At 73.0% G+C, this 17120-nt stretch carries 18 protein-coding genes, 4 tRNA genes and 1 riboswitch; of the genes, 6 read left to right on the top strand and 16 right to left on the bottom strand.

What is annotated here, in order from left to right:
- Window positions 1–92 precede the first annotated feature (92 nt).
- On the top strand, window positions 93–848 hold the full coding sequence (locus tag FHX39_RS08705) for an alpha/beta hydrolase family protein (protein WP_183337676.1): 756 nt from the start codon (window positions 93–95) through the stop codon (window positions 846–848).
- Window positions 849–1006: 158 nt separating this feature from the next.
- On the opposite strand, the gene gcvP is transcribed toward FHX39_RS08705, so the two are convergent.
- The 14 genes from gcvP to thrS form a co-directional block, all read right to left on the bottom strand.
- Window positions 1007–3910, bottom strand: coding sequence for an aminomethyl-transferring glycine dehydrogenase (gene gcvP / locus FHX39_RS08700; protein WP_183341147.1), 2904 nt, complete (start codon window positions 3908–3910; stop codon window positions 1007–1009).
- A gap of 92 nt (window positions 3911–4002) precedes the next feature.
- Window positions 4003–4101: riboswitch (glycine riboswitch) on the bottom strand.
- A gap of 45 nt (window positions 4102–4146) precedes the next feature.
- A complete protein-coding gene (locus tag FHX39_RS08695; protein ID WP_269778642.1) occupies window positions 4147–4737 on the bottom strand; it encodes a MerR family transcriptional regulator in 591 nt (196 codons plus the stop codon).
- Between the two features lie 247 nt (window positions 4738–4984).
- Window positions 4985–5464, bottom strand: a complete 480-nt coding sequence (locus FHX39_RS08690; protein WP_183337675.1) for a bifunctional nuclease family protein — start codon at window positions 5462–5464, stop codon at window positions 4985–4987.
- A gap of 130 nt (window positions 5465–5594) precedes the next feature.
- A complete protein-coding gene (gene ftsR, locus FHX39_RS08685; RefSeq protein WP_183337674.1) occupies window positions 5595–6335 on the bottom strand; it encodes a transcriptional regulator FtsR in 741 nt (246 codons plus the stop codon).
- 7 nt (window positions 6336–6342) lie between these two features.
- Entirely contained in the window at window positions 6343–6861 is a 519-nt protein-coding gene (locus FHX39_RS08680; RefSeq protein ID WP_183337673.1) for an FHA domain-containing protein, read from the bottom strand.
- Between the two features lie 75 nt (window positions 6862–6936).
- Window positions 6937–7323, bottom strand: coding sequence for a glycine cleavage system protein GcvH (gene gcvH, locus FHX39_RS08675; RefSeq protein ID WP_183337672.1), 387 nt, complete (start codon window positions 7321–7323; stop codon window positions 6937–6939).
- Window positions 7324–7404: 81 nt separating this feature from the next.
- Window positions 7405–8295 (bottom strand): DUF881 domain-containing protein, encoded by an 891-nt coding sequence (locus tag FHX39_RS08670; RefSeq protein ID WP_183337671.1) that lies wholly within the window; start codon window positions 8293–8295, stop codon window positions 7405–7407.
- The gene (locus FHX39_RS08665) at window positions 8288–8620 is read right to left on the bottom strand and encodes a small basic family protein (protein WP_183337670.1); all 333 of its coding nucleotides are present in this window, start codon (window positions 8618–8620) and stop codon (window positions 8288–8290) included. Before FHX39_RS08665 ends, FHX39_RS08670 begins: the two co-directional genes overlap by 8 nt.
- Window positions 8617–9447 (bottom strand): DUF881 domain-containing protein, encoded by an 831-nt coding sequence (locus tag FHX39_RS08660; RefSeq protein ID WP_183337669.1) that lies wholly within the window; start codon window positions 9445–9447, stop codon window positions 8617–8619. The genes FHX39_RS08665 and FHX39_RS08660 overlap by 4 nt, the downstream gene beginning before the upstream one ends.
- Window positions 9444–10601 carry a glycosyltransferase family 4 protein gene (locus tag FHX39_RS08655; RefSeq protein WP_183337668.1) on the bottom strand — a complete coding sequence of 386 codons (1158 nt, stop codon included), beginning with the start codon at window positions 10599–10601 and terminating at the stop codon, window positions 9444–9446. Before FHX39_RS08655 ends, FHX39_RS08660 begins: the two co-directional genes overlap by 4 nt.
- Window positions 10598–11497, bottom strand: coding sequence for a phosphatidylinositol mannoside acyltransferase (locus tag FHX39_RS08650; protein WP_183337667.1), 900 nt, complete (start codon window positions 11495–11497; stop codon window positions 10598–10600). The genes FHX39_RS08655 and FHX39_RS08650 overlap by 4 nt, the downstream gene beginning before the upstream one ends.
- A complete protein-coding gene (gene pgsA / locus FHX39_RS08645) occupies window positions 11481–12134 on the bottom strand; it encodes a phosphatidylinositol phosphate synthase (protein WP_183337666.1) in 654 nt (217 codons plus the stop codon). The genes FHX39_RS08650 and pgsA overlap by 17 nt, the downstream gene beginning before the upstream one ends.
- On the bottom strand, window positions 12134–12745 hold the full coding sequence (locus tag FHX39_RS08640) for an HIT family protein (protein ID WP_332836745.1): 612 nt from the start codon (window positions 12743–12745) through the stop codon (window positions 12134–12136). Before FHX39_RS08640 ends, pgsA begins: the two co-directional genes overlap by 1 nt.
- Before the next feature lie 11 nt (window positions 12746–12756).
- Entirely contained in the window at window positions 12757–14751 is a 1995-nt protein-coding gene (gene thrS, locus FHX39_RS08635; protein ID WP_183337665.1) for a threonine--tRNA ligase, read from the bottom strand.
- Window positions 14752–14871: 120 nt separating this feature from the next.
- Here thrS and FHX39_RS08630 point away from each other — a divergent pair, with 120 nt between their 5' ends.
- On the top strand, window positions 14872–15225 hold the full coding sequence (locus tag FHX39_RS08630; RefSeq protein ID WP_183337664.1) for an MmcQ/YjbR family DNA-binding protein: 354 nt from the start codon (window positions 14872–14874) through the stop codon (window positions 15223–15225).
- Between the two features lie 46 nt (window positions 15226–15271).
- Here the strand turns inward: FHX39_RS08630 and FHX39_RS08625 are convergent.
- Window positions 15272–15343 (bottom strand) — tRNA-Val (locus tag FHX39_RS08625).
- Between the two features lie 36 nt (window positions 15344–15379).
- On the bottom strand, window positions 15380–16243 hold the full coding sequence (locus FHX39_RS08620; protein ID WP_332836744.1) for an aminotransferase class IV: 864 nt from the start codon (window positions 16241–16243) through the stop codon (window positions 15380–15382).
- A 142-nt stretch (window positions 16244–16385) separates the two neighbouring features.
- On the opposite strand from FHX39_RS08620, the gene FHX39_RS08615 reads away from it, so the two are divergent.
- From FHX39_RS08615 to FHX39_RS08600, 4 genes are all read left to right on the top strand, one after another.
- Window positions 16386–16458, top strand: a tRNA-Gly gene (locus FHX39_RS08615).
- 43 nt (window positions 16459–16501) lie between these two features.
- Window positions 16502–16572: transfer RNA gene (locus tag FHX39_RS08610), tRNA-Cys, on the top strand.
- A 1-nt stretch (window position 16573) separates the two neighbouring features.
- Window positions 16574–16645: transfer RNA gene (locus FHX39_RS08605), tRNA-Val, on the top strand.
- Window positions 16646–16791: 146 nt separating this feature from the next.
- Window positions 16792–17109: a hypothetical protein gene (locus FHX39_RS08600; RefSeq protein ID WP_183337663.1), complete on the top strand. Its 318-nt coding sequence runs from the start codon at window positions 16792–16794 to the stop codon at window positions 17107–17109.
- Window positions 17110–17120 lie beyond the last annotated feature (11 nt).

Here is a 17120-nt window from a genome sequence, read left to right as displayed (position 1 = left end):
TCGGCAGCGGCTCAAGGTTTCCCGTCCTGACTGTGATCCCGGTCGCCCAGGGTCTTCGACAAGCGTAGGGGACGTGGGCGAGGATCCTGCGCATGCACGAGCGTGTGACGTTCCCGAGCACCAGCGGACCGAGGCTGGCGGGCGTCGTCGACCTGCCCGAGGGGCCGGTCCGGGGCTGGGCGGTGCTGTCGCACGGCTTCACGCTCGGCAAGGACTCGCCGGCCGCCAGCCGGATCGCCAAGCAGCTGGCCCGCGACGGCGTCGGGGTGCTGCGCTTCGACAACCTCGGGCTCGGCGACTCCGAGGGCGACTGGGGCGACGGCTCGTTCTCCCGCAAGGTCGAGGACACCGCACAGGCCGTGCGCTTCATGGAGGACGCAGGCCGGCCCGTACGGCTGCTCGTCGGCCACTCGTTCGGCGGGGCGGCCGCCATCGCCGCTGCCCACCTGACCGACGGGGTCCGCGCGGTCGCCAGCATCGGGGCGCCGTACGAGCCGAAGCACGTCGAGCACAACTACGACGCGCTGCTCGAGCGGATCGAGGCGGAGGGCGAGGCGCCGTTCCTCGCCGGCGGCAAGGCGCTGACGCTGCGGCGTCACTTCATCCACGACGTGCGCACGACCGACCTGCGCGACCGCATCCGCACCCTGCACCGGGCACTGCTGGTCATGCACTCCCCCACCGACAACACGGTCGGAGTGCGCAACGCGAGCCTGATCTTCCAGACCGCGCGGCACCCGCGCAGCTTCGTCGCGCTGGAGGGGGCCGACCACCTGCTCACCGGCAAGGGCCAGGCGGCCCGCGCCGCCCGCATCATCAGCGCCTGGGCCGACCCCTACCTGACCTGAAGTCGGAGCTCCGGCGAGCCGGAGGGGGCTACGCCCGCGTCGACCACTGGTCGCTCCCGGGCCTGCCGCACCCTCTTGACCAGCCGCTGCTGACCACTGGTCACTCCGGGCGGCGCGGGAGTGACCAGTGGTCGAGGGCGCGGAACGGCTCAGGCGCCTCAGTCCTCGAACGACTCCGGCGGCGGGCAGGTGCAGACCAGGTTCCGGTCGCCGAAGCCACCGTCGATCCGGCCGACCGGCGGCCAGTACTTGTCGCTGCCGGTGGCGTAGATCGGGCCGGCGTGCAGGCCGGCCGGGAAGGCGCCGAGGCGGCGCGGGTACGGGTGCTCCCACTCGTCGACCATGACCGCGCCCTGCGTATGCGGGGCGTTGACCAGCGGGTTGTCGTCCGCGGGCCACTCGCCGGCCTCGACGCGCGCGATCTCGTCGCGGATCGCGAGCATGGCGTCGCAGAAGCGGTCGATCTCGCCCAGGTTCTCCGACTCCGTCGGCTCGACCATGAGGGTGCCGGCGACCGGGAAGCTCATGGTCGGGGCGTGGAAGCCGAAGTCGACGAGCCGCTTGGCCACGTCGTCGACGGTCACGCCGCTCGACTTCGTGAGGGGCCGCAGGTCGAGGATGCACTCATGGGCGACCCGGCCGTCGCGCCCCGCGTAGAGCACCGGGTAGGCCGCACCGAGTCGGGCGGCGACGTAGTTGGCGGCGAGCAGCGCGTGCTCGGTCGCCGACGTCAGCCCGTCCGGGCCCATCATCGCGATGTAGGCCCAGCTGATCGGCAGGATGCCGGCCGAGCCGAAGGGCGCGCCCGAGACCGGACCGACGCCGTTCCCGACGCGTCCCGTCCGAGGGTCGCCGGGCACGAAGGGCGCGAGGTGCGCGCCGACCGCGACCGGGCCCACCCCGGGACCGCCGCCGCCGTGCGGGATGCAGAACGTCTTGTGAAGGTTGAGGTGGCTGACGTCCGCCCCGAAGCGGCCCGGCTGAGCGAGCCCGAGCAGCGCGTTGAGGTTGGCCCCGTCCACGTAGACCTGACCGCCCGCGTCGTGCACCAGCGCGCAGAGGTCGGTGATCGTCTCCTCGAACACCCCGTGGGTCGAGGGGTAGGTGACCATGATCGCGGCGAGCGCGTCGGCGTGGAGCTCGATCTTGGCCCGCAGGTCGTCGAGGTCGACCGAGCCGTCGTCGGTCGCCTTGACCACGACGACTTTCATGCCGGCCATGACGGCGGAGGCGGCGTTGGTGCCGTGGGCCGAGGACGGGATGAGGCACACGCGGCGGTCGGTGTCGCCGCGGGACTCGTGGTAGGCCCGGATGGCCAGCAGCCCCGCGAGCTCGCCCTGGCTGCCGGCGTTCGGCTGGATCGAGACCCGCGCGTAGCCGGTCACCTCGGCCAGCCAGCCCTCGAGGGTGCCGACGAGCTCGGCGTAGCCCTCGGCGTCCTCGGCCGGGGCCAGCGGGTGCAGGTTGGCGAAGCCGTCGTACGAGATCGGCTCCATCTCCGTCGTCGCGTTGAGCTTCATCGTGCAGGAGCCGAGCGGGATCATGCCGCGGTCGAGCGCGAAGTCGCGGTCCGACAGCGCACGCAGGTAGCGCAGCATCGCCGTTTCGCTGTGGTGCGTACGGAACACGGGGTGCTGCAGGTACGACGTCGTCCGCGCGCTGGCGGAGAGGTCGCCGTACGCGCCCAGGTCGCCGTGGGCCGTGCCGTCGGTGCTCCCGTGGTCGATGCCGAACGCCGCGCGGACCGCGTCGAGGTCGGCCGGCGTGGTGTCCTCCCCGACCGAGATCCCGACCCGGCCGGCGTCGATCAGCCGGAGGTGGACGCCGCCGCGGCGGGCGCGCTCGACGACCTCGGCGGCCTCGCCGGGGACGGCCACGGTCAGGGTGTCGAAGAACGTCGCGTGATCGGGGGCCAGCTTGGCCGCGGCGAGGTCGGCGGCCAGCGCCGTCGTGTCGGCGTGGACCCGCTCCGCGATCGTCCGGAGCCCCTCGGGGCCGTGGTAGACGGCGTACATGCTGGCCGCGACGGCGAGCAGGACCTGCGCGGTGCAGATGTTGGACGTGGCCTTCTCGCGGCGGATGTGCTGCTCGCGGGTCTGCAGGGCGAGCCGGAAGGCAGCCGTCCCGTGGACGTCGCGCGAGACGCCGACCAGGCGCCCGGGCAGGGTGCGCTCGAGCCCGGCGCGCACCGACATGAAGGCGGCGTGCGGGCCGCCGTAGAAGAGCGGGACGCCGAAGCGCTGGCTCGAGCCGACCGCGATGTCGGCGCCCCACTCCCCCGGCGGCGTGACGAGGGTGAGGGCGAGCAGGTCGCAGGCGGCGATGACCAGGGCGCCCTGCTCGTGGGCCAGGGCGGCGAGCGCGGCCAGCTCCTCGGTGGGCGCGAGGCGGCCGTCGGCGGCGGGCGTCTGCACGACGACGGCGAACGCGTCGGTCTCGCGCAGGGCGGCGGTCAGGTCGTCGGCGAGCTGGACCTCGATGCCGAGCGGCTCGGCCCGGGTGCGGACCACCCCGATGGTCTGCGGCAGGCTCGCGGCGTCGAGGAGCAGGACGCGGCCCGTCTTGGTGGAGCGGCGGGCGACGGTCATCGCCTCGGCGACCGCGGTGGCCTCGTCCAGCAGGCTGGCGCCCGCGGTCGGCAGGCCGGTGAGGTCGCTCACCATGGTCTGGAAGTTCAGCAGCGCCTCGAGCCGGCCCTGGCTGATCTCGGGCTGGTAGGGCGTGTAGGCGGTGTACCAGGCCGGGTCCTCGAGCACGTTCCGCCGGATCACCGACGGGGTGACGGTGCCGTGGTAGCCCTGGCCGATCATGGCCCGGCGGGGGTTGTTCCGGGCGGCGAGGCCGCGGAGCGCGGTCAGGGCCTCGGTCTCCGACAGCGCCGGCGGCAGGTTCAGGGGCTCACGCATCCGGATCCCGGCCGGCAGGGCCTGCGCGACCAGGTCCTCGAGCGAGCCGAGGCCGAGGGTGGCGAGCATCTTGTCGCGCTCGTCGGCGCGCGGACCGATGTGCCGGTCGGCGAAGACGGTGGGTGCGCTGCTGGCGGTTGCTGCGGGCTGGGCCATGAGGGGTGCTCCCGGGGAACGGCTCGGCTGAGCGGTGACCGCGTGCGCGGACACCGTTCCCCCTCTGTCGCCCGATGGGCTCCAGAGCTGTCGTTCCCCGCGCGGTCTGGGTGCCTGAGAGGTTCCGGGGATGTTGCCCCTTCGGCGGCACGCACTCAACCCTGAGTCGTGCGCTCTCCCGCGCGGTCGCTGGACGTCGTCAGGCTACCCGAGCCCGTACGAGGCCCCCGGGACGGTCAGCCGGCGGCGCGGGCGCGGCGGCGCAGCGAGAGCTCGTCGCCCGCGTTCGGGGTCGCCTCGGGCTCGGGCTCGGCGCGCTCGGCGGGCAGCGAGGACAGCGTGCCCTCGATGGAGCGCCAGACGCCGCCGAGGGCGATGCCGAACACGCCCTGCCCACCGCTGAGCAGGTCGATGACCTCGTCGTTGCTCGTGCACTCGTAGACCGAGATGCCGTCGCTCATCAGGGTCACCTGCGTCAGGTCGTCGACGCCGCGGGCCCGGAGGTGCGTGATCGCGGTGCGGATCTGCTGCAGCGAGATGCCCGCGTCGATGAGCTTCTTGATGACCTTGAGGATGAGGATGTCGCGAAAGCTGTAGAGCCGCTGCGAGCCGGAGCCGCTGGCCCCGCGGATCTCGGGGACGACCAGGCCCGTACGCGCCCAGTAGTCGAGCTGGCGGTAGGTGATGCCGGCGGCGCTGCAGGCCACCGGGCCGCGGAAGCCGAGGTCGCGCGGCATCGGGGAGAAGTCGCCCTCGAACAGCAGGTCCTGGGCGGCGTCGACCACCTCGGGGCGCACGGCCTCGTCGGGGCTGGCCGAGGCCGGCAGATCGGTGCTGCTCACGGACACCTCCGGTGGTGATCCGTCCGGGTCGGGCGACGGATGCTGGCGGGCGGAGGACTCGTCCCCCGAGTCTTCCTCACAGGTCGTACGGGTCGGGCTGCGTACGACCGTGTAATTCCGCGGTGGTACTTCCGGAAACCTAGGCCCGGGCCGCCGCCGAGGCGACCGACACGCCGTCGTCGCACCCGACCGACCTCAAGTCTCGAGAGCGGGTCGAGGGTGCCCGAGCGGGTCAGGCCTTCGGCTCCTCGCCGGTCACGAAGTCGTCCGGGTCGACGTTGTCGAGGAACTCGCGGAACTTCTCCACCTCGTCCTCCTCGGCCTCCGGCATCTCGATCCCGGCCACGTCGAGGACGTCCTCGGCGCAGAAGATGTCCGAGCCGACCCGGAGCGCCAGGGCGATCGCGTCGGAGGGCCGGGCGCTGATCTCGGTCTCGTCGATCACCAGCACGGCGTAGAACGTGCCGCCCTCGAGCTCGGTGATGCGCACCGCCGTCAGCTTGTGCTGGAGCCCGGCGAGCACGTCGACCATGAGGTCGTGGGTGAGGGGCCGGGGCGGCACGACGCCCTCCTGGGCGTTGGCGATCGCCGAGGCCTCGTTCGCCCCGATCCAGATCGGCAGGAACCTGCTCCCGCCCACCTCGCGCAGCAGCACCATCGGTGCGTTGGACGGCATCTCGACCCGCACGCCGACCACATCGAGTTCGCGCATGTCACTCACCCTACGTCCGCTCGTCCGGACCGCGGAGGGACGCCGACTTCTGACGCGAGTGGTCGCTCCGAAGGCCGTCCAAGCGCTCCCAGGAGCCCGGACCGACCACTTTCCGCAGAGGGTGGAGCGCTCAGCGCTCCATCGCGGTGCGGACCAGGGCGGCGTGGAAGCTGATGACGAGCTGGGTGACCTCGCCCGAGACGTCGGTGTTGCCGCCTGCGCGACGCACGTACGGCGCGATCGCCTGCTCGACGAGGCCAACCTCGCGGTCGGCCGACATCTTGAAGGCCCGCAGGTGCCGGCCGTCGATGCCGTACTCCCCCAGCCGCCGGGCCGCGATGGCCAGCGTGAGGGCGTCGCGGCCGTAGAAGCTGCCGCCCCGGCGGGGCACGACGATGCCGGTGCGCTCGAGCTCGACCAGCCCGGCCTCGCTCAGCCCGCTGGCCTCGAGCAGGTCCTGGCGCGAGAGGCGCAGCGCCTTCTTGGGGGCCGCGGGCGGTGCGGTCGGGGTCGGGGCGACCGGCGCGCTGGTGGTGCTGGTCGCCGTCGACCCTGACTCCAGGGTCTTGGGTTCGGGCGGCGTCTGGCCGCGGTCCATCATCTCGAGGTGCTCGCGGATCACCTTGAGCGGCAGGTAATGCTCCCGCTGCACGGACAGCACGTAGCGGAGGCGCTCGACGTCGTGCTCGGCGTAGCGGCGGTAGCCCGACGGCGCACGCTGCGGGGTGATCAGCCCCTCCGACTCCAGGAAGCGGATCTTGGAGATCGAGACGTCGGGGAACTCCTGGGTCAGCGCGGTGAGGACCTGGCCGATGCTGCGGGTGACCTCGCGCCCGCTGCCCGGCCGGCGCGGCTCGGGGGCCGCCGTCACCGCCGCCTCACCGGTCCGCGTCCTTGGCGCTGGCGTAGTACACGAGCCGGAACTTGCCGATCTGGACCTCGTCCTCGGGCGCCAGCAGCGCCTCGTCGACGAGCTCGCGGTTGACGTAGGTCCCGTTCAGGCTGCCGAGGTCCTTGACCCGCACCCCGTCGACCGTGCGGCGGAACTCCACGTGGCGCCGCGACACGGAGATGTCGTCGAGGAAGATGTCGGAGTCCACGTGGCGCCCGGCGACGGTCTCGTCGTGGTCGAGCAGGAAGCGGCTGCCCGCGTTGGGCCCGCGCTGCACGATGAGCAGCGCCGAGCCCTGGGGCAGCGCGTGCACGGCCGCCTCGTCGACGGCGCTCAGGTCCCCGGTCGGCTCGTCGACGACCGCGGGGATGGTCCGGGTGGTGTCGCCCGAGGACGGCCGGGACGTGGTCGGCTGCGGCGGCGCAGCGGTCAGCGGCGCACCGCACTGGGCGCAGAAGTTCGCCCCGTCCGGGTTGTCGTGACCGCAGTTGGTGCAGAAGGGCATCGCGCTCGCTTTTCGCTGGGTCTCGAAGACTCGAGACGTGATCGAGAGTTTAAGCCCGTTCGACCGTCGCCCCGCTCACGAGGCCACGGACTCGGCGTACGCGTCCGCGTCGAGCAGGTCGTCGAGGTCGGTGTCCTTGTCGATCTCGAGCTCGAAGAGCCAGCCGTCGCCGTACGGGTCGCCGTTGACGGTCTCCGGGCTGCCCTCGAGCAGCGGGTTGATCGCGCTGACCGTGCCGGCGACAGGGCTGAGGACGTCGGACACGCTCTTGGTCGACTCGAGCTCGCCGCAGGCGTCACCGGAGTCGACGCTGTCGCCCACCGCCGGCAGGGAGACGTAGACGATGTCGCCGAGCTGCTCGGTCGCGTACGCGGTCACGCCCACGCGGACGGTGAGCTCGTTGCCCTGCCGGACCCACTCGTGGTCGACGGAGTACTTGAGGTCTTCGGGGTAGTCGGGCACGCGACGGGGCTCCTGAGCTGGCGAGAGATGGGGGTTGTCCCACGGCGGACCCGACCCCGGTGCGGACCGAGGTCGCTGGGATCAGCGCGGGGTGGGACCCGAGCTTGCGGGCCGAGCGTACTGAGAGGCGGGCGGCGCGTGCAAGGACGTCACCACGACGTCGTCGCTCTGGTCGATCTGCACGTCGCCCCCGATCTTCGGACCGGTGATCTCGGAGACGATGCCGCCCCGGAACCGGGCGGCCTCCTCGAGGCTGTGCGGGTCGCCGATGACCGAGATCGTGAGCGGGCGGGTGACGGAGATCCCGTCGACGACGAGGGTGCTGCCGTCGTCGCCGAACCACGTCGACGCGACGACCCGGGCCTGCCCGTTGACGTCGATCACCTCGGCCCCAGCGTCGCGCATCTCCTCGACCGCGTCCAGCACCACGTCGGCCCCGACCTTGCCCTGCGGGTCGCTGATCCGCATGCGGATGCCCGAGCCGCGCGCCGGGGCGGTGCCGGCCAGGATGGCCAGCTCGTCCACCCGCTGCTGGGCGTCGTCGCGGGCCACCCGCTGGCTGTCGGCGCCGGACTCGAGCCGGGCCTTGGTGCCCTGGAGCTCGGCCACCTCCGACTCGAGCCGACGCGACTCCACCCCGAGCCCGTCGAGGATCTGGACGAGGTCCTCGCGGCGGGCGTTGCTGTAGGTGTCGCCCGCGTCGTTCGCGCGGATCTGCACGACGCCGGCCATGCCGAGCAGGCAGAGCACGACGGCCGCGGCCACCTGGCTCCGGCCGGGGCGCAGGGCGGCTCGCCCGATCCGACGCCACACGCCCGGGCGCGGACCGGCCGCGTCGTCCCGGTCCCCCGCTCTGGAGGGGTCCGTCCCGGAACGGTCCGGCTCGTCGCCCGCGATCCGGTCGCGGCTGCGGGCCAGCGCGGCGAGCCGTCGCGAGCCGACGCGACGCCCGGGCGGACGGCGTTCACGCATGGAACAGCACCCGCCGGATCGCGGCGACGTTGGTGAAGATGCGGATGCCCAGGACGACGACGACGCCGGTGGACAGCTGAGACCCGACGCCGATCTGGTCCCCGACCCACACGATGAGCGCGGCGATCAAGACGTTGGAGATGAACGAGACCACGAACACCCGGTCGGTGAACGTGCCCTCGAGGTAGGCGCGGAATGCGCCGAAGAGCGCGTCGAGCGCCGCGACGATGGCGATCGGGAGATAGGGCTGCAGGCCGAGCGGCAGCGTCGGCTGCAGCAGCAGACCGAGCACGATGCCGACGACGAGGCCGACGAGCGGGATCACCGGTCCACCACCTTGGCGTAGCGCAGCGTGATCCCGGGGTCGGAGTCGAGCACGAGCCGGGAGGCGTCGGAGGTCTGGTAGGTCATGTCGCGGTTCTGGGCGAGGTCGTTCCACCAGGCGCCGGCGGCCGACTCGGCGAGCCGGGCCTGCAGCGTACGCGGGTCGCCGACGGCCTCGATCCGGTACGGGCGCGTGAGCGAGCGGTAGTCGACGGTGATCGCGTCCCCGGCGCCCCGGATCGCCGTCAGCGCCGACAAGCGGTGGCCGTTGATCGAGACGGCCTCCGCCCCCGAGGCCCAGAGCCCGTTGGCGAGGACCTGCAGGTCGAGGTCGAGCACCTGGTCCCGGGCGTCGCCGCTGGTCGTCGGGGCGTCGTCGACCACGACCACGACGCCGGGGCCGGTGACCGCGGCCAGGCCGACGGCCGGGCCGAGCCGGTCGATCTGCGCCTCCAGCGCCTTGCTCGTGCCGTCGCTGCCCAACGCGCTCGTCCGCAGCCGGTCGATCTGGCCGTCGAGCTCCTCGACCTGGCCCCGCAGCGCGTCCTGGTCCACCTCGGCGGCCTGGATCCGTTCGACGAGCTCGGCCCGCTCGGTCTCCTGCACCGGCCGGGCGCGGTTGGTCTGCAGCGCGCCGATCGCGAAGAGCGTCCCGGCCAGCACGAGCACGAGCGCCAGCCACCAGTGCGACCGCGGCCGCCGCGTACCGGGGGGTCGCCGGGCGGCCACCCGGGCGTAGTCGGGGTCGACCGGCTCGCGCAGGATCTGGTTGAGCAGGTCCATGCTCGCGTCCACGGCACGGTGCGGAGCCGGCTTCGTCACCGTCACGAGGCCCCCTCCGCGGAACGTTCGGTGAGCACGTCGGCGTAGACGCCGAGCACCTCGGGCCCCACGACCGACCAGTCGTAGCGCTGCGCCAGGGCCCGCGCCCGCTCCGTGCGGGACCCGCGGCCCTCGGCCAGGGCGGCGGTGACGGCCGCCGCGAGACCCGCGGGGTCGCCGCGCCGGAAGACCTGCCCCGCCGGGTCGGCCGCCCCGCCGAGCAGGTCGACGAAGGGCGGGAGGTCCGAGGCCACCACCGGGACGCCGGAGGCCATCGCCTCCAGCAGGACGATGCCGAAGCTCTCGCGCGCCGTGTGCGGCGCCACGAACACGTCCGCCGTCCGCAGCAGCGCGCGCTTGGTGTTCTCGTCCACGAGGCCCAGGTTGCGGCACCCCGCGGGCAGCGCGCCGGGACCGGGACCGGCCACGAGGACCTCGAGGTCCGGGTGCGCCCGCCGGAGCGCGGGCAGCGCGGCCAGCAGCACGTCGAGGCCCTTGCGCCGCTCGCCCCCGCGGCCGAGGAACAGCAGGCGGGGCGGGGCACCGGTCGGGCGGACGCTCGACGGGGACCCGGTCGGCGACGACCCGTACGCGTCCACGTCGAGGCCGTTCGGGACGACGACCGCGTCGCGGCCGAGGTGGCCGACCACGACCTCGCGGGCGGTCGGGGAGACGGCGATGCCGGCGTCGATGCGGTCGACCGCACCGGACAGCGCCGACCCGGCGATCCGCAGGGCCCGGGAACGGGGCGTGGCCGTGTGGAACGTCGCCACCACGGGCGCGCGGGCCGCGGTGAGCGCCGGCAGCGACGCGCTCGGCACCAGCGGCTCGTGCACGTGGAGCAGGTCGACGGCGTGGGCCGCGACCCACCGGCGGCTCCTCGCTGCGGCCAGCGGCCCGAGGGCCACGGGCGCGACCGAGCCGTTGTAGCGGACGGCCAGCGGCGCCCCCGCCGAGGTGAAGCGCGCCGGCTCGAGCCCGTACGCGTCGTCGGGCAGCCCGCCGGGCGCCAGGACGCGGACGTCGTGGCCCGCGCCGCGCAGGAACGCCGCCAGCCCGAGGACCTGGTTCTGGACTCCGCCGGGCACGTCGAGGGCGTAGGGGCAGACCAGGCCGACCCGGAGCGGACGACGCAGGACGCCCGGGTGACGGGTGCTCACGCGGCCGCCGCCTTCCGGGCGGGCAGGTCGAAGAACGGCTGCAGGAGGTGCCAGTCCTCGGGGTGCTCACGGAGGACGGAGGTGAAGAAGTCCGCGCAGCCCTGCACCATCGCGACGAGCCCGTCGTCGCCGGCCTGGGTGGGCACGACCGGGCCGACGACCAGCCGCAGGCGGGACCCGCGTCGCAGCGGCTGCCCGCCGTAGCTGGTCACGACGGGCACGAGCGCCGCGCCGCTGCGCCGGGCCACCACGGCCGGTCCGACCGGAAAGGTCACGCGCCGGCCCGCGAAGTCGACCTCGACGCCGCGGCCGCTGAAGTTCCGGTCGGCCATCAGGCAGACCAGGCGCCCGCGGTCGACGTGCTCGACCAGCGTGTCGACCAGGGCCGGGGCGCGGTGCGACAGGATCTCCATGCCCAGGCCCTCCCGGAAGGCGAGGAACGCCGCGAACTCGGCCGACCCCAGCTGCTCGGCCACGCTCGTCACCGGCATGCCGGTCAGGCAGGCCCAGGCACCGGCCAGGTCCCAGTTGCCGCTGTGCGGCAGCGCGGCGACCACGCCGGTCGTGGCGTGGGCCTCGCGCAGCACCGCCTCGTCCACCAGCTCCACCCGGGCGAGCACGTCGGCCCGCTCCCACCGGGGCAGGGCCAGCACCTCCCAGAACGTCCGCACGTACGAGGCGATGCCGGCCCGCAGCAGCGCCGCGTCGGCGGGACGGCCGGTCAGGACGGTCAGGTTCTCGCGCAGCCGACGGACGTGCACCCCGTCGCGGGCGACCACCACCCGCGCGGCCACCGCGGCCGCGGCGCGGACGACCGGCTCCGGCAGGGCGCCGCCGTAGCGCCAGCCGACCCGGTACGCCGCCCGGACGAGCCCGGCCCTAGACAGGCTGACCATGCGCAGCGCCCGGCCCGTGGGAGTCCTGCGCGCCGCGCGGTCCCTTCGCCTGGCGCCGGACCTGCTCGATGCGCTGGAAGACGGTGATCATGCTGGTGACGGCGAGCAGCGCCATGGCGGCCTCGAGGACGTACGGCACCCCGAGCCCGGCGAGGAACGCGCCGACGAGCACGATGACCAGCCGGTCGGCGCGGGCGGCCAGCCCGCCGCCGCAGGTGAAGCCCAGGCTCTCGGCCCGCGCCTTCACGTACGACGTCCACTGCCCGAACACGAGCCCGGCGAGCGCGACCGCGGCCCAGAGCGTGGAGTCCTGGCGGTAGGCGAAGAACAGCAGGATGCCGCCGAAGACCGCCGCGTCGCCGAGCCGGTCCGACGTCGAGTCGAGGAACGCACCCCAGGGCGAGGCGGTCCCGGTCGTCTTGGCCATGAGCCCGTCGATCATGTCCGAGACGACGAACACGGTGACGATCAGCACGCCCTGCCACAGCCAGCCCTGCGGGAAGCAGATCAGCGCACCCAGCACGACGCCGGCCGTGCCGGCGACGGTCACGACGTCCGGCGAGACCCCGTGCCGGATCAGCCAGCGCGCGACCGGTCCGAGCACGAGGTGCGAGAGCGCCCGGAACCGTTCCAGCATCAGGCCTCCCCGGGCGCGGCGACGGGCGCCGTCTCGGGGGCGGAGAGCCGCGCCCACGCGTCGGTGACGACCTGCCAGGTCTGGTCGAGGAGCTGCGGGAGGGCCTTGGTCTGGCCGATCACGGGGAGGAAGTTCGCGTCCCCGGCCCAGCGCGGGACGACGTGCTGGTGCAGGTGCGCGGCGATGCCGGCCCCGGCGACCGCCCCCTGGTTGAGGCCCAGGTTGAAGCCGTGCGGTGCGCTCGCCTCGCGCACGACGCGCATGCACTGCTGCGTCAGCCGCGCGACGGCGTGCGTCTCGGCCTCGGTCAGGTCGGTGTAGTCGGCGACGTGACGGTAGGGGCACACCAGCAGGTGCCCCGGCGAGTACGGGTAGAGGTTCAGCACGACGTACGCGACCTCGTCGCGGTGCACGATCAGCGACTCGCGGTCCCGCTCCGGGGAGCGCTTCGGGAGCGTGCAGAACGGGCAGTCCGCGGCGTCCGGCGTCGCCGGCTTGTCCTGCCCGCCGATGTAGACCATCCGGTGCGGCGTCCAGAGCCGCTCGAACCCGTCGGGGTCACCCGGCCTCTGGCCCGATGGCTCGACCACGACCTCCACCTCGTCTGGCACGGTCCCCCGCCTCAGACCTGGACGCGCGCGGCGACGGCGTCGGCGATCTCGCGGATCGCCTCCTCCACCGGCACGCCGTTCTTCTGCGTGCCGTCGCGGTAGCGGAACGACACCGCACCGGCCGCCACGTCGTCGGCCCCCGCGATGAGCATGAAGGGGACCTTCTCCTTCTGCGCGTTGCGGATCTTCTTCTGCATGCGGTCGTCGCTGTCGTCGACCTCGACCCGGATCCCGGCGGTGCGCAGCCGGTCGGCCACCTCGACGAGGTAGGGCACGTACTCCCCCGCCACCGGGATGCCGACGACCTGGACGGGCGACAGCCAGGGCGGGAACGCGCCCGCGTAGTGCTCGACGAGGACGCCGATGAAGCGCTCGATCGACCCGAACTTGGCCGAGTGGATCATCACCGGCTGCTGGCGGGTGCCGTCGGCGGCCTGGTACTCCAGACCGAACCGCGCGGGCTGGTTGAAGTCGAGCTGGATGGTCGACATCTGCCAGGTGCGCCCGATCGCGTCGCGGGCCTGGACCGAGATCTTCGGGCCGTAGAAGGCCGCACCGCCCGGGTCGGGGACGAGGGCGACGCCGGAGGCCAGCGCGACCTCCTCGAGCACCGCGGTCGCGGCCGCCCACTCCTCGTCGGAGCCGATGAACTTGTCCGAGTCACCACGGGTGGAGAGCTCGAGGTAGTAGTCGTCGAGGCCGAAGTCGCGCAGCAGCCCGAGCACGAAGTCGAGCAGGTGCTTGATCTCCCCCGGCGCCTGCTCCGGGGTCACGTACGAGTGCGAGTCGTCCTGCGTCAGCCCCCGCACCCGGGTCAGCCCGTGCACGACGCCCGACCGCTCGTAGCGGTAGACGCTGCCGAACTCGAAGAAGCGCAGCGGCAGCTCGCGGTAGGACCGCCCGCGGCCGCGGAAGATCAGGTTGTGCATCGGGCAGTTCATCGCCTTGAGGTAGTAGCTCGACCCCTCGAGCTCCATCGGCGGGAACATCGTGTCCTTGTAGTACGGCAGGTGCCCGGAGGTGTGGAAGAGCCCCTCCTTGCTGATGTGCGGGGTGCCGACGTAGTCGAAGCCCTCCTCGATGTGCCGGCGGCGGACGTAGTCCTCCATCTCCCGCTTGATCACCCCGCCCTTGGGGTGGAACACGGGCAGGCCGGAGCCCAGCTCGTCGGGGAACGAGAACAGGTCGAGCTCGGCGCCGAGCTTGCGGTGGTCGCGACGCGCGGCCTCCGCGAGCCGGAACTCGTACGCCTTGAGCTCGTCACGGCTCGTCCACGCGGTCCCGTACACGCGCTGCAGCTGCTGGTTGGCCTGGTCGCCGCGCCAGTAGGCCGCGGAGCTGCGGGTGATCGAGAAGGCGGGGATGTAGCCGGTGTGCGGGACGTGCGGGCCCCGGCACAGGTCGAACCAGGCCACCGAGTCGTCGCGCTTGAGGTTGTCGTAGATCGTCAGCTGGCCGGCGCCGACCTCGACCGACGACGCGTCGCCGGAGCCGTCCCCGTCGCCGACGTGCACGATCGTGTCGCCCGCGGAGCCCTTGTCGGCGATCAGCTCGAGCTTGAACGGCTCGTCGGCGAGCTCGGCGACCGCCTCCTCGTCGCTGACCTCGCGGCGGCGGAACCGCTGACGCTCCTTGACGATGCGCTGCATGACCTTCTCGACCTCGCGCAGCGCCTCGGGCGTAAAGGGCTCGGCCAGGTCGAAGTCGTAGTAGAAGCCGTCGGTGATCGGCGGTCCGATGCCCAGCTTCGCCTCGGGGTGCAGCTGCTGAACGGCCTGCGCGGCGACGTGCGCGGCCGAGTGCCGCAGGATCGCGAGGCCGTCGGGGCTGTCGATCAGGACCGGCTCGACGTCCGCGCCGTCGGGCACCGGGCGGCTGAGGTCGCGGAGCTCGTCGTCCACGCGGACCGCGACGACACGCTTGTCGTCGCCGAAGAGGGTCAGGCCCGTGGTCGTGCCGCTCGCCTGGTCGTCGCTGGGCGCGGACGGGGACGGGGTGTCGGGCACAGTGGTTCTGACCTCCTGGAGACGGTCGCGGGAGCCCGCGACGCGCCGCCCAGACTATTCCCCGGGACCGGTCGGCCCCTGACGGTTTCGGTCCCGGCGCGCGGTGGGAGGCTCGGACGCATGGGTTCCGGCTGGCTCGCGTACTGCCTGGGCAAGCCGGGCGCGTGGCGCGACGAGCCGTGGCACGACACGGTCGTGGTCAAGGTCGGGCCGAAGATCTTCGCGTTCCTCGGCTCCCTCCAGCAACCCGGGGACGTCCCGACGACGATCGGGCTGAAGTGCGGGGACCGCGAGTCCGCCGACCTCGCGCTGGAGCGGTTCCCGGGCTCCGCGACGCCGATGCCCTACCTGGCCCGGGCCGGCTGGAACAGCTTCCGCGTCGACGGCACGATGTCTGACGACGACCTGGCCGAGCTCATTGACGACTCGTACGCGTACGTCGTGGCTCGTCTGCCGCGTTCGCGAAGGCCCTGAGGGGGCTGTCGGACCGGGTCCGCAGGACCGGGTGTGGAGATCGGGGTGGGCGATACTGGGTTCGAACCAGTGACCTCTTCGGTGTGAACGAAGCGCGCTACCACTGCGCCAATCGCCCCGAGCCCCGCAGGGCGGACGCCACCTTACCCGACGATCAGGGGTCGAGGTCCGCACCCGACCGAGCAGCGAACAGCGCCACCAGCCGGGCCGTCCTGGCGCCGAGACCGGTGAAGGCGTGGCCGTCCCAGCGCTCGACCAGCTGGACGTCGCGCAGCGACGACGTCAGGAAGACCTCGTCCGCACTCAGCGCCTCCTCCAGCGTCAGGTCCCGCTCGACGACGGGCGTCCACTCCAGGAGCAGGTCACGAGTCACGCCGGCCAGCGGCCCCGCGCTGAGCGGCGGCGTGACGACCTCGTCGCCGAAGACGCAGAAGACGTTCGTGCCCGTGCCCTCGCAGACGTTCCCGGCCGTGTTGAGGAAGATCGTCTCGCCGCAGTCGAGGGCGGTGGCGTACGCCAGCCCCCGCACGTTCTCGCCGTACGAGGTCGACTTCACGCCGGTCAGGGCACCGTGCTCGTTGCGCCGCCAGGGCGCGGTGACGACGTCGGTGCTGGCCGGCGGCACGGTCGTGGCGGCCGACGCCACGACGAGCGTCGGGGAGCCGTACGCGGCCTGCGACCCGAGCGGGCCGTCGCCCCCGGTGTACGTGATGCGGACCTTGCCCTGGGCGAACCGACGGTCGGCCAGGACCGCGTCGATCCCGGCCAGGACGGTGCCGCGGTCGGGGGTGGGCAGCCCCATCGCCGCGGCCGAGCGCTCGAGCCGGTCCAGGTGGCGGCGGACGGCGAACGGTCCGGCCGGCGTGACCTTCAGGGCCTCGAAGACGCCGTCGCCGACGACGAGACCGTGGTCGGTCGCCCCGATCCGCGCCTCCCGGGCGTCGGTGTGCAGGGTGCCGTCGATCCAGATCACCGGAGAGGTGCTCGGGCCCGCGTCCACGTCCGTCTCGTCCAGCACCGCGACAGCCTAGGTGCCGGGGGACGGGCCGGACCGCCGCTCTCACGGGGCGCGCCGCAGGGCCGGATGCGTTTGTTTTCCCGGCTCGGGTCCGGCTAGAGTCCTTTCTCGCACCCCACCGGGCAACCGGGGAGGTCGCAACGCGGACGTGGCTCAGTTGGTAGAGCATCACCTTGCCAAGGTGAGGGTCGCGGGTTCGAATCCCGTCGTCCGCTCGGAGCGAGTCTCGCCCACCCCGTTGGGGAGAAGTAGTTCCCCGGTGGAGTGGCCGAGAGGCGAGGCAACGGACTGCAAATCCGTGTACACGGGTTCAAATCCCGTCTCCACCTCGGGCGATTGGCGCAGCGGTAGCGCGCTTCCCTGACACGGAAGAGGTCACTGGTTCGATCCCAGTATCGCCCACGAGGAACCCCCTGGTCACAGGGGGTTTTTTGTTGTCCGGGTGCCTCGCCGGGCTCGCGCTCGTCGGCACCTCGTCGAAAGACCGGCGGCTGACCCGGGCTGGTCGATAACCTGGTCCGGCTCGGGGACGAGCCCCAGGAGAACCTGTGTCCGACACCGCCCGCTGCTGCCTGTCCGACTGCGACAACGAGCCCGCCTTCAGCCTGTCCGCCGTCCACACGTCGACCATCAGCGTCGGCCACGAGCAGACCGTGTGCGCCGACCACCTGGCCGAGGTGGTGGTGACCCTCGACGAGTACCTGCTGGAGTGGAACCCCCTCGACACCCTGTACGTGGCGCACCTGTGTCGGCGCCCGCTGAGCGACGAGGACATCGACCGTGGGAACGCGGCGATGAGCGCCGCCCAGGACGAGTTCTACGCGTGGTTCGACCAGCTCGACCTCACGGAGACCCGCACGGGCTGAGGCGGCGCACG

Source organism: Microlunatus antarcticus (genome assembly GCF_014193425.1).
GTDB lineage: Bacteria > Actinomycetota > Actinomycetes > Propionibacteriales > Propionibacteriaceae > Microlunatus > Microlunatus antarcticus.
The sequence above is the reverse complement of the archived record's forward strand: the minus strand, read 5'-3'. Positions and strand labels throughout refer to the sequence as shown.